Source organism: Pseudomonas sp. PS01300 (assembly GCF_029960155.1).
GTDB lineage: Bacteria > Pseudomonadota > Gammaproteobacteria > Pseudomonadales > Pseudomonadaceae > Aquipseudomonas > Aquipseudomonas palmensis.
The window spans coordinates 20,002-31,239 of the sequence record NZ_JASCPN010000065.1 but is presented as its reverse complement, the minus strand read 5'-3'; the positions used below and the strand labels follow the sequence as shown (position 1 = coordinate 31,239).

Sequence of the window (11,238 nt, the reverse complement as noted above, 5' to 3'; positions counted from 1 at the left end):
GGCCGGCTCCTGCAGGGAACCACGCATTCCTGTGCAGGAGCCGGCCTTGCCGGCGAAGGGGCCTTCAGCCGTTCAAAAAAAATCAATAAGAAGGAAAATCCCGTGGCCGCCGAACTCCAAGACAGCCGCTCCGCCCGCTTTGCCCTGCGTTGCTCCAACTGGGCCGAACGCTGGTTCCCCGACTCCTGGGTGTTCGCCGCCCTGGCCGTGGTGCTGGTGTCACTGGCCGCCCTGGCCATGGGCGCCAAGCCCCTCGATACCGCCACCGCCTTCGGTGACGGGTTCTGGAGCCTGATCCCCTTCACCATGCAGATGGCCTTCGTGGTCATCGGCGGCTATGTGGTGGCCAGCTCGCCGCCGGCGGTGAAACTCATCGACCGCCTGGCGCGCATTCCGAAGAACGGCCGTTCGGCCGTGTGCTGGGTGGCGCTGATATCGATGGTCGCCTCGCTGCTCAACTGGGGCCTGTCGCTGGTGTTCGGCGGCCTGCTGGTACGCGCCCTGGCGCGCCGTACCGACCTGAAGATGGACTACCGCGCCGCCGGTGCCGCCGCCTACCTGGGCCTGGGCGCCGTATGGGCCCTGGGCCTGTCCTCGTCGGCCGCGCAGCTGCAAGCCAACCCGGCCAGCCTGCCGCCGTCGATCCTGGCGATCACCGGGGTGATCCCGTTCACCGAAACCATCTTCCTCTGGCAGTCGGGCGTGATGCTGGCGGCGCTGGTCATCGTGTCGCTGATCGTGGCCTACGCCACTGCACCCGGCCCGCAGAGTGCCCGCGATGCCCAGGCCTGTGGCATCGACCCCAGCTTCAGCGCACCACCACCGGCGCAGCGCACGCGCCCGGGTGAATGGCTGGAATACAGCCCGGTGCTGACCCTGCTGCTGGTGGCCCTGGCGGCTGGCTGGCTGTACCACGAGTTCTCGACCAAGCCGGCCATCACCGCGATCTCGGGGCTCAATACCTACAACTTTCTGTTCATCATGCTCGGCGCCTTGCTGCACTGGCGCCCGCGCAGCTTCCTGGATGCGGTGGGCCGTGCGGTGCCGACCACCACCGGGGTACTGATCCAGTTCCCGCTGTACGGCTCGATCGCGGCCATCCTCACCCAGGTCAAGGGCGTGGACGCGCAAACCCTGGCGCACCATATCTCCACCTTCTTCGTGCAGATCGCCTCGCATGACACCTACGCCTTGCTGATGGGCGTGTACTCCGCGGTGCTGGGCTTCTTCATTCCCTCCGGTGGCGGCAAGTGGATCATCGAGGCGCCCTACGTGATGCTGGTGGCCAACGACCTGCAGTACCACCTGGGCTGGGCGGTGCAGATCTACAACGCCGCCGAGGCGCTGCCCAACCTGATCAACCCGTTCTACATGCTGCCGCTGCTGGGCGTGCTGGGGCTCAAGGCGCGCGACCTGATCGGCTTCTCGTTCGTGCAGTTGCTGGTGCACGTGCCGCTGGTGCTGTTCCTGCTCTGGGCGCTGGGCACCACGTTGCAGTACACGCCACCTGTGATGCCTTAGCGCATCCGGCGGGTGAAAAAGGCGATCTTCGGATCGCCTTTTTCATGCCTAAATTAAATCGATAAGCATTCGTATTAAGGGTGATCCGATGATGTCCCGCTGTGTACTTCTAAACGGAATTTCCCGTCGTAAAACAAGGAGAAGGCCGCGATGTTCGCGCCGATTACCCGTTCCATGACGTTGACACTGGGCCTGTGCGGCACCGCCTGCAGCGCCGTCGCACTGGCTGACAACGAACCCCTGCCCGACGCAGCCCCCCAGGCGCTGGAGCTGGGTTCGACCAACGTGAGTGCCCAGGGCCTGGGCAGCACCACCGAAAACACCGGGGCCTACACCACCGGCAGCATGAGCACCGCCACCCGCCTGAACCTGTCGATCAAGGACACCCCGCAGTCGATGTCGGTGCTGACCCGCCAGCAGCTGGACGACTTCCAGCTCGACAACCTCTCCGAAGCCATGGGCCAGGTGACGGGCGTGGTGGTGCAGCGCAACGACTCCGAGCGCCCCACCTACAACTCGCGCGGCTATGCCATCGACAACTTCCAGATCGACGGCATGCTCAACACCTTCGCGGGGCTCAAGTCCGACTCGGACACCATCATCTACGACCGCATCGAAGTGGTGCGTGGCGCCACCGGGCTGACCACCGGCGCCGGCGACCCGTCGGGCACCATCAACATGATGCGCAAGCGCCCCACCCATGAACTGGCGGTGAAAACCGGCCTGCGTGGCGGCAGCCACGACAACTACTACAGCTATGTCGACGTGGGCGGGCCGCTGGCCTTCGACGGTCGTCTGCGCGGGCGCAGCGTGCTGGCCTACCGCGACGCCCATTCGTTTCGCGACCGCTACCAGACCCAGCGCGAGGTGGCCTACGGCATTCTCGAGGGTGACCTGAGCGACGACACCGTGCTGGCGGTGGGGTACGACTACCAGAACAAGCATGTACAGGGTGCCTCGTGGGGCACCGTGCCGTACTGGAACGCCTCCGGTGGCAAGGCCAAGCTGCCGCGCTCGAACAACATCTCGGCGCCGTGGAGTTCGTGGCCGCTCAAGGACGAGACCGTGTTCGCCACCCTCGACCAGCGCCTGGGCGGCGACTGGCACCTCAAGGCGGCCTACACCTACCGCCAGAGCGAAACCGACGGCAAGGTGTACTTCGGTGGCCAGGGCTTCCCCGAGGCCGACCGCAGCGGCATGAATGCCTGGGTCAGCCACTTCATCGGCGACGAGAAAATGAGCGCCGCCGACCTTAACCTGGGCGGGCCCTTTGCGCTGCTGGGGCGCGAGCACGAATTCATGATCGGCTATGGCGAGTCGCAGCGGCGCAACAGCGCGCCGCTCAAGCGGCCCCTGGACCTGCCGCCCGGCTACACGACCATCCCCGACTGGAAGTACCTGGGCGGGGTAGACAAGTTCGCCGATACCGTGACCAACCTGGATGGTTCGCGCGATACCACGCAGCAGAAGGCCGGCTATGTCGCCACCCGGCTGAACGTGACCGATGCACTGCACCTGGTGCTGGGCAGCCGCTACGGCAGCTGGAAGGTCACGGGGCGCTCATGGGCATTCGATGCGGCGGGGCAGGTGGTGGAGAACCCGCGCTCCAGCCGCACCCACAATGACGTGTGGACACCCTATGCGGGCGTTCTGTACGACATCACCGACCAATACACCGTGTACGCCAGCTACACCGACATCTTCAAGCCGCAGAACTACAAGGATGTCGACGACAAGTACCTGGAACCGGTGGTGGGCAGCAACTACGAGGTGGGCCTGAAGGGCAGCCTGCTGGACGAGCGCCTGAACCTGTCGACGGCGGTGTTTCGCAGCAAGCAGGACAACGTGGCCGAGGTGGACGATTCCATTCCGGTAGGGCCCAACGGCGAGCAGTATTACAAGTCCGGCGGCAAGGGCAATACCGTGGAGGGCTTCGAGGCGGAGGTCGCTGGCGAGGTGATGGCGGGGTGGAACATGACCCTGGGCTACAGCTACACCCACTCGCTGGATGCCGAGCACAAGCGGCGCAACACCACCCAGCCGTTGAACATGGTGCGCTGGAACAGCACCTACAGGGTGATGGACAGGTTGACCGTGGGTGGGTCGGTGGATTGGCAGAGCGACATCTACCGCAGCGGCAATCGTCCGGTGGGGCGAGGCAGCGATGGCCGGATCATCACGGCGCCGGCTGACATTCGCCAGCGGTCCTACACGGTGGTGGGGTTGATGTCCCGTTACGAGTTCGACGAACACCTGTCGGCGTCCTTGAACGTGAAGAACCTGCTGGATACCAGGTACTACAACAACGTGGGGTTCTACAACGGGGTGTACTGGGGTGATCCGCGCACGCTGACGGTGAGCCTGGATTGGCGGTTGTAGCGCCCTGAAGCCGAGCCAACAGGGCTGGCGATGCATGCCCTGTTGGCCGTGGCAATCCCGTGCGCTGAGGCCGTGAGAAGGCCTTACCCCATCTGTTCGAGCAACCCGCGCAACCGCCCACGCCCGGCGTCATCCAGCCCGAACACCGGCCTGCGCGGCTCGCCCACCTCCAGCCCCGTCAACGCCAACCCTGCCTTCACCGTCGCCGGCAAGCCGCCCTTGAGGATGAACTCCAGCAATGGCAACTGCCGGTAGAACAGCGCCCGCGCCGCCTCAAGGTCGTTACCCAGCACGGCCTGGTACAGCTGCTGGTTGAGCGCCGGAATCAGGTTGGCTGCCGCCGTGCACCAGCCCGTGGCACCGGCCACGAACGCTTCCAGGGCCAACGGGTTGCAGCCGTTGTAGAACGGCACCTGGCCTTCGCCCAACTGCTGCAGCTTGTGCATGCGCTGGATGTCGCCGGTACTCTCCTTGACCATGGTCACGTTCTCGACCTGGCGCACGATGCGCATGATCAGCTCCACCGACAGGTCGGTGCCGCTGGTGGCCGGGTTGTTGTAGAGCATGATCGGCACGCCGATGCAGTCGCCGATGCTCTGGTAGTGCTGCAGGATCTCGGCCTCGCTCAGCTTCCAGTAGGCCGCCGGCAATACCATCACCGCATCTGCCCCATGGGCCTCGGCAAAGCGCGCACGGCGCATGGCGCTGGCGGTGGTCAGGTCCGAGACGCTGACAATGGTCGGTACCCGCCCGCCAATGTGCGCCAGGCTGAACTCGGCCACCTGGTCCCACTCGCGGTCGCTCAGGTAGGCGCCTTCGCCCGTGCTGCCCAGGGGCGCGATGGCCTGTACCCCACCTTCGATCAGCCGATCGATGGAGCGGCCCAGGGCCGCCAGGTCGAGCTGGGTGCCGTCGGCGCTGAACGGGGTGATGGTGTAGCCGATGATGCCGTGAAAAGTCGTGGACATGAAAAACACTCCGCAGAAAACAGGTTCAGTTCAGGCAATCGGCATGCTGACGCAGGCACTGCCGGGCATAGTAGGCGAACGCCGCGCCGTGGCGCTTGGGGCGGGCGATCCAGTCGTGCGCTTCGCGCCCCAGCACCGGCTCGATGGGCTTGATCTGGCCGGCTGACATCGCCAGCAACTGCAGGCGCGCCGCGCGCTCGATCAACTGCGCGATCACACAGGCTTCCTCGATGCTGGCGCCGGTCGACAGCTGGCCGTGGTGCGACAGCAGGATGGCGCGCTTGTCGCCCAGCGCCGCGCTGATCAGCTCGCCTTCCTCGTTGCCCACCGGCACCCCGGGCCAGCCTTCGAGAAACGCGCAGTCCTCGTACAGCGGGCAGAGGTCCATGTGCGACACCTGCAACGGTACCTCGAGCATCGACAGCGCGGCGATGTGGGTCGGGTGGGTGTGGATGATGCAGTTCACATCCGGGCGTGCGCGGTACACCCAGCTGTGAAAGCGATTGGCCGGGTTGGGCATGCCGCTGCCTTCGAGCACCTCCAGGTCCTCGTTGACCAATAGCAGGTTGCTGGCGGTGATTTCATCGAAGCCCAGCCCCAGTTGCTGGGTGTAGAAGGTGCCCGGTTGCGGGCCGCGGGCACTGATCTGCCCGGCCAGGCCGGAGTCGTGGCCGTTGTCGAACAGGATTCGGCAGGTCAGCGCCAGCTTTTCACGCACAGTCCACGTATTATCGGCAAGCGAGCCCTGCATCTGTTCCAGGGCCTGCTTGACCAGTTGGTCCTTGGGGAGTGCTAATGTCTTGGCCATTGGGGTTTCCTCGGTGGCGGATCGGACGTCAGGGCTGGCCCGCCCCGGTTGCTTGGAAGGTGAGCGGGGTGGTCAACCTCATGACACAAACAAGGCTATATGACACAAAGTGTCATTGGCAAGGGAAAGGTTGCCCATTGCACCGGGAATAGCGGCGTTAAATGTCTATCCGATTGAAAGTATTAAGAAAAAAACTTGGGCTGACGCTTGAGACGCTGGCCGAGAAAACGGCCATGACCAAGAGCTACCTGTCCAAGGTGGAGCGGGGTCTGAACACCCCTTCGATTGCGGCGGCGCTGAAACTGGCGCGGGCGTTGAACGTGAACGTGGAAGAACTGTTCGCCGAAGACCAACCTGCGCAGGCGCGCTACAGCCTGGTACGCCGGGGTGAACGCCAGGCGTTGTCCGGCAGCGCCGAAGGGCCGGGCTACGCGGTGCTGGCCCAGCATATCGGCCAGCGCAGCCTGCTGCCGTTCATCATCTGCCCGCCGGCGGACTTCAGCGACTCGACGTTCAAGGAGCACCTTGGCGAAGAGTTCCTGTTCGTGCACGAAGGGCAGGTGGAAGTGGACTTCATGCACGAGCGGGTGTTGCTCGAGCGCGGCGATGCGCTGCACTTTAATGCCCAGACACCGCACCGGCTACGCTCGGTCGGGGCGGTGCAGGCGCAGTTGCTGGTGGTGGTGCACGACGCCGATTCGCCGGTTTAACCGGGCTGTCGAATGTACGCCACCGGCACGTGGGCCGTCAGCCATACGCCATTGTCGGCCTGGAAGAACGCCAGGCCCTGGGCGTGCATTGCCGCTGCATCGATGTGCAGCAGTACCGGTGAGCCGTAACGCTGGCCGACCGCAATGGCCGTGGCAGGGTCGTGGGACAGGTGCACGTGGTGACGGTTGCCGGCGATCAGGCCCTGTTGGGCAATCGAGTCGAGAAAGCGCGTTGCCGTACCGTGGTACAGCTCGGCAGGCGGCGCCTTGGGCGCGTACTGGAGCTCGACCGTCGCTGTCGAGTGCCCCTGTACGGCGCGAATCCTGCGGCCATCGTCCGACAGGCCGAAGCGTTTCTTGTCGCTGCTGGCCACCACCGCCTGCAGGTGCGCCAGGTCCAGCGCGCGGCCCTGGCGAGCGGCGCCGGCAATCAGTGCATCGACATCGCCCCAGCCTTCGCTGTCCAGTTGCAGATCGATGGATTCGGGGGCGTGACGCAGCACGTAGCTGAGAAATTTGCTGGTTTCGGTGAAGTGCTTGCTGTTCATGCGGGTCTTCCTTGAACGGTCTGCGCGGCAGCTTATCAGGGCGCGCAAGCGGCGACGAGCGGTGCGCAAGGGGCAGTGGCACGCCTTGAAGCCTGATAGAGTGCGCGTTGTTCCACTGCCCACAGGCCCGCACGCGATGACCACCACCTCGTATTTCTGGCGTGACCCGGCGTTGCCCTTCATCGAGGCGCGCGGGGTCGCAGACGGTCGCAAGGTCTGCTATGCGCGCCATTCCCATGCCGGGTTCTCCATCGGTGCGATCACTGCCGGGCGCAGCTCCTACCTCAGCGGGCACACCTGGCGCGAGGTCGAGACCGGCACGGTGGTGATGATGAACCCCGGTGTGGTGCATGCCTGCAACCCGATCGCCGACCAGCCGTGGTCGTACCTGATGCTTTACGTGGACATGCCGTGGCTGACCCGGCTTGGCTTCGAACCGGTCGCTGCCACCCTGAGTACCGCCCCGGCCCTGTTCGAGGCCCTGTTGCAGTTGTACGACGTGCTCATCGACAACCAGCGTGGCGCGGCGTGCAAGGCGGCGGCTGCCGAAGCGTTCTTCGGCGACCTGCGCCAGCAGCTGGAGGCAGCGCCACCACCGCTGGCCAGGCCGGATGCGCGCCTGGAGCGGGCGGCGGCATTCATTCGCGCACATTGCACCGAACCGCTCAAGCTCGAAGACATCAGCCAGGCGGCCGGCTTGTCCACCTCGTATCTGATCCGCACCTTCAAGCAGCATTACGGCCTGACCCCGCACGGCTTTGTGCTGGACTGCCGCGTGCAGTACGCCCGCGCCCAGTTGCGCCAGGGCCGGCTGATCGCCGAGGTGGCGCTGGAGGCCGGGTTTGCCGACCAGGCGCATCTGCAACGGGCATTCAAGCAGCACCTGGCTGCGACGCCCGGGCATTACCGCTCAGCCTAGGCGCTGTACGAAAAGCCTTGATACTCGGTGATGCTGGGTTGAAAACAGCCTGACCTTCGTCTTTTTCATACAGACCCCTGCATCAGGTACAGCGCACTCAGCACCAGCAGGGCGGCCAGGCTGCGATTGAACAGGCGCAGGCGCCGCGGGTTGTCGAGGTAGCTGCGGATCAGGCTGCCGGCCAGCGCCCAGCTGCCCAGCGAGAGGTAGCAGATCACCAGGTAGATCAGGCTGAACTGGCCCAGCAGGGCGGTTTCGCCCTGGCCCACGAAGGCGCCGATGCCCGCCACGCAGGCCAGCCAGGCCTTGGGGTTGAGCCATTGCATGGCAGCGCCGCGCAGCAGGCTGGGTGCGTGGGTATCACGCCCTTCACCGAGCGCGCCGTCGTCGCGGGCCAGTTTCCATGCCATGTACAGCAGAAACAGCACCCCGGCCCAGTGCAGGGCAACGGCAAGGCCTGGCCAGTGGCGCAGCACCTCGTGCAGGCCCAGGCCGATCAGTACCAGCAGCAGTATGAACCCCAGGGTGGCGCCGGTAACGTGGCGCATGGCCGGGCGCAAGCCATGCCGTGCGCCGGCGCCCAGGGCAACGATGTTGACCGGGCCAGGGGAAATGGAGGCGGCCAGGGCGAAGGCGGCCATGGAAAGGCTGAGGCTCATGCGGCAGATCCTTGAGGGGGAGGGTGCAGCGAGGGTAGGCGGGAAGGTCGGTGGGGTATTGAAGGAAATTGCCCTGTGCCGCAGCGGGTGTTTTGCCACAGATTGAAATAATTTCACGCTGTGAGAAAAGTCAGCTGAAATTGTAGGATCACCGTCCCTAATTGACCCAAGGTTGATATGACTTCGTTCTCGGAGCCTCCCAGTACCCGGCCGTCCTGGCCATCCTCCCTTTCCCGTCCCCGTGACGTTTCCCGCCTGAGTACCTGCCCATGGAATGGCTAGCCGACCCCACGGCCTGGTTGGGCCTTGCCACGCTGATCGTGCTCGAGCTGGTACTGGGTATCGACAACCTGGTGTTCATCGCGATTCTCGCCGACAAGCTGCCGCCCCATCAGCGCGACCGCGCGCGGGTGATCGGCCTGTCGCTGGCGCTGATCATGCGCCTGGGCCTGCTGGCCAGCATCTCGTGGATGGTGACGCTGACCGCGCCGCTGTTCGAGGTGTTCGACAAGAGCTTCTCGGGCCGTGACCTGATCATGCTGTTCGGCGGTGTGTTCCTGCTGTTCAAGGCCACCATGGAGTTGCACGAGCGTCTCGAAGGGCATGTCGCCCACCATCAGGGCCCGGCGCGCCATTCGGCGTTCTGGCCGATCGTGGCGCAGATCGTGGTACTCGATGCAGTGTTCTCGCTGGACGCGGTGATTACCGCCGTGGGCATGGTCGAGCACCTGTCGATCATGATGATCGCGGTGATCTTCTCCATCGGCATCATGATCGTCGCGAGCAAGCCGCTGACCCGCTTCGTCAACGCCCACCCCACGGTGATCATGCTGTGCCTGGGCTTTCTGATGATGATCGGCTTCAGCCTCACCGCCGAGGGCCTGGGCTTTCATATACCCAAGGGGTACCTGTACGCGGCAATCGGCTTCTCGATCCTGATCGAGCTGTTCAACCAGCTGGCCCGCGCCCGGCGCAAGCGCAGCCTGCAACAGCACCGGCCATTGCGCGAGCGCACCGCCCACGCGGTGATGCGCATGCTGGGTGGGCGCCGGTTGCAGGCCGACGAGGTGGGTGAGGACATCGCCGACCTGGTCGAGGATGGCGATGAACAGGTGCTGTTCGACCGCCGCGAACGGGTGATGATCAGCGGCGTGCTGAACCTGGCCGAACGCCCCATCAGAACGCTGATGACGGTGCGCGCCAAAGTCGACTTCATCGACCTGGCACAACCGCCGGAGGCGATCCGTACCGCGCTGATGCATTCGTCCTACTCGCGCCTGCCGCTGATTCGCCAGGGGCGGGTGGAGGAGCCGCTGGGCTTCGTGCACAAGAAGGAGCTGCTCAGGGAGCTGCTGGCCGGTCACGAGCCGGACCTGGAGCGCCTGGCGCGCACGCCGCTGAACCTGCTGGAGAGTTTCAGCATCCTCAACGCGCTGGAGCAGATGCGCAGCCAGTCGACCCACATCGCCTTCGTGGTCAACGAATTCGGCGACTTCACCGGCGTGCTGACCATGACCGATATCCTCGAGTCCATCGCCGGCGAGCTGCCCGATGCCAGTGAAGTCGAAGGGCCGGGCATCGTGCAGGCGCCGGACGGCTACCTGGTCAACGGCGCGCTGAACCTGCGCCAGATCCAGGCGCAGATCGGCTTTGCGGCCAAGCCCACCGAGGACTACCAGACCCTCGCCGGCCTGGTCATGAGCCTGCTCGACCGCCTGCCGCGGGTGGGCGATCAACTGACCTGGGGCGACTGGCTGATGACCGTCGAGGCCGTGCAGGAGCGCCGGGTGCGGCAGGTACGGCTTACACCGAACGCCGCCGCTGACGCAGCAGGTGCCTGACCCCCTCGAGCACCAGCACCACCACTGCCAGCCAGATCGGCAGGTAGGTCAGCCACTGATCCTGGGCGATGCTCTCGCCCAGGATCAGGGCCACCGCCACCAGCAGCACCGGTTCCACATAGCTGAGCAGGCCGAACAGGCTGAACGCCAGCAGACGGCTGGCCATCACGTAGGTGACCAGCGCCAGGGCGCTGATCACGCCCAGGATCGGGATCAGCACATAGAGCTGCGGGTGGGCCAGCAGGTCGGCTGCGCTCAGCGGGCCCTGCACGATGAAGTACACCGAGGGCGGCATCATCAGGCACATGTCGGCCCACAGCCCGCCCAGGTGATCGGTGCGCAACTTGCGCCGCAAGATGAAGTAGAACGGGTAGCCGCCGGCCACCAGCAGGGTTTCCCAGGCGAACGAGCCATGGCGTATCAGTTCATGCCCCACCCCCACCACGGCGCAGGCCACGGCGACCTTCTGCAGGCGTGACAGGCGCTCGCCATACACCACCCGCCCGGTCAGCACCATGGTCAGCGGCAGCAGGAAGTACCCCAGCGACACCTCCATGCTGCGCCCGTGCAGCGGTGCCCACAGGAACACCCACAGCTGCAGCCCCATCAATGTCGAGGTACCCACCAGCCCCAGCAACAGCAGCGGGTTGCGCCGGATGCGCTGCAGTACGCCGATTGCCAGTGGCCAGTCCTTGGACAGCAGCATGAACAGCGTGATGCACGGCAGGGTCAGCAGCATGCGCCAACCGAAGATCTCCTCGCCGTCGAGGGGGGTGAGCAGGGAGGTGTAGTAGTACATCAGGGCGAACAGACACGACGCCATGACCGATGAAACGATGCCTCTGGACAAGGGGGCCTCGGGAGCACGAAGGGGTAGGGAAGTGG

Annotated in this window: 10 protein-coding genes; 5 read left to right on the top strand and 5 right to left on the bottom strand. The window is 65.1% G+C overall.

The window, feature by feature from the left end; all coding sequences use genetic code 11:
- Positions 1-102: 102 nt before the first annotated feature.
- On the top strand, positions 103-1,521 hold the full coding sequence (locus QMX96_RS22845) for a TIGR00366 family protein (RefSeq protein WP_043862939.1): 1,419 nt from the start codon (positions 103-105) through the stop codon (positions 1,519-1,521).
- Positions 1,522-1,671: 150 nt separating this feature from the next.
- Complete coding sequence (locus QMX96_RS22840) at positions 1,672-3,900, top strand: TonB-dependent siderophore receptor (RefSeq protein ID WP_282362507.1); 2,229 nt, start codon at positions 1,672-1,674, stop codon at positions 3,898-3,900.
- A gap of 83 nt (positions 3,901-3,983) precedes the next feature.
- On the opposite strand, the gene QMX96_RS22835 is transcribed toward QMX96_RS22840, so the two are convergent.
- Together QMX96_RS22835 and QMX96_RS22830 are read right to left on the bottom strand one after the other, a co-directional pair.
- Positions 3,984-4,868, bottom strand: a complete 885-nt coding sequence (locus QMX96_RS22835) for a dihydrodipicolinate synthase family protein (protein WP_282362506.1) — start codon at positions 4,866-4,868, stop codon at positions 3,984-3,986.
- Between the two features lie 25 nt (positions 4,869-4,893).
- Entirely contained in the window at positions 4,894-5,676 is a 783-nt protein-coding gene (locus tag QMX96_RS22830) for an aldolase (protein WP_043862936.1), read from the bottom strand.
- Between the two features lie 161 nt (positions 5,677-5,837).
- On the opposite strand from QMX96_RS22830, the gene QMX96_RS22825 reads away from it, so the two are divergent.
- Positions 5,838-6,386 carry an XRE family transcriptional regulator gene (locus tag QMX96_RS22825; RefSeq protein ID WP_043862935.1) on the top strand — a complete coding sequence of 183 codons (549 nt, stop codon included), beginning with the start codon at positions 5,838-5,840 and terminating at the stop codon, positions 6,384-6,386.
- Here the strand turns inward: QMX96_RS22825 and QMX96_RS22820 are convergent.
- Positions 6,383-6,934, bottom strand: a complete 552-nt coding sequence (locus tag QMX96_RS22820; RefSeq protein WP_229589254.1) for an RNA 2'-phosphotransferase — start codon at positions 6,932-6,934, stop codon at positions 6,383-6,385. The genes QMX96_RS22825 and QMX96_RS22820 overlap by 4 nt on opposite strands.
- 136 nt (positions 6,935-7,070) lie before the next feature.
- Between QMX96_RS22820 and QMX96_RS22815 the strand changes: the two genes are divergently transcribed.
- Entirely contained in the window at positions 7,071-7,853 is a 783-nt protein-coding gene (locus QMX96_RS22815) for an AraC family transcriptional regulator (RefSeq protein ID WP_054915383.1), read from the top strand.
- Positions 7,854-7,918: 65 nt separating this feature from the next.
- Here QMX96_RS22815 and QMX96_RS22810 read toward each other — a convergent pair whose 3' ends face one another.
- On the bottom strand, positions 7,919-8,512 hold the full coding sequence (locus QMX96_RS22810) for a LysE family translocator (RefSeq protein ID WP_054915382.1): 594 nt from the start codon (positions 8,510-8,512) through the stop codon (positions 7,919-7,921).
- A gap of 269 nt (positions 8,513-8,781) precedes the next feature.
- Here QMX96_RS22810 and QMX96_RS22805 point away from each other — a divergent pair, with 269 nt between their 5' ends.
- On the top strand, positions 8,782-10,353 hold the full coding sequence (locus tag QMX96_RS22805; protein WP_043862931.1) for a TerC family protein: 1,572 nt from the start codon (positions 8,782-8,784) through the stop codon (positions 10,351-10,353).
- On the opposite strand, the gene rarD is transcribed toward QMX96_RS22805, so the two are convergent.
- Positions 10,316-11,203: an EamA family transporter RarD gene (gene rarD / locus QMX96_RS22800; protein WP_054915381.1), complete on the bottom strand. Its 888-nt coding sequence runs from the start codon at positions 11,201-11,203 to the stop codon at positions 10,316-10,318. The genes QMX96_RS22805 and rarD overlap by 38 nt on opposite strands.
- Positions 11,204-11,238: the final 35 nt, after the last annotated feature.

What these genes read in the sequence shown, in the direction of transcription:
- QMX96_RS22825 (WP_043862935.1), top strand. Translation starts at nt 5,838, where the DNA reads ATGTCTATCCGATTGAAAGTATTAAGAAAAAAACTTGGGCTGACGCTT.
- QMX96_RS22815 (WP_054915383.1), top strand. Translation starts at nt 7,071, where the DNA reads ATGACCACCACCTCGTATTTCTGGCGTGACCCGGCGTTGCCCTTCATC.
- QMX96_RS22835 (WP_282362506.1), bottom strand. Translation starts at nt 4,868, where the DNA reads ATGTCCACGACTTTTCACGGCATCATCGGCTACACCATCACCCCGTTC.
- QMX96_RS22810 (WP_054915382.1), bottom strand. Translation starts at nt 8,512, where the DNA reads ATGAGCCTCAGCCTTTCCATGGCCGCCTTCGCCCTGGCCGCCTCCATT.
- QMX96_RS22820 (WP_229589254.1), bottom strand. Translation starts at nt 6,934, where the DNA reads ATGAACAGCAAGCACTTCACCGAAACCAGCAAATTTCTCAGCTACGTG.
- QMX96_RS22840 (WP_282362507.1), top strand. Translation starts at nt 1,672, where the DNA reads ATGTTCGCGCCGATTACCCGTTCCATGACGTTGACACTGGGCCTGTGC.
- QMX96_RS22830 (WP_043862936.1), bottom strand. Translation starts at nt 5,676, where the DNA reads ATGGCCAAGACATTAGCACTCCCCAAGGACCAACTGGTCAAGCAGGCC.
- QMX96_RS22805 (WP_043862931.1), top strand. Translation starts at nt 8,782, where the DNA reads ATGGAATGGCTAGCCGACCCCACGGCCTGGTTGGGCCTTGCCACGCTG.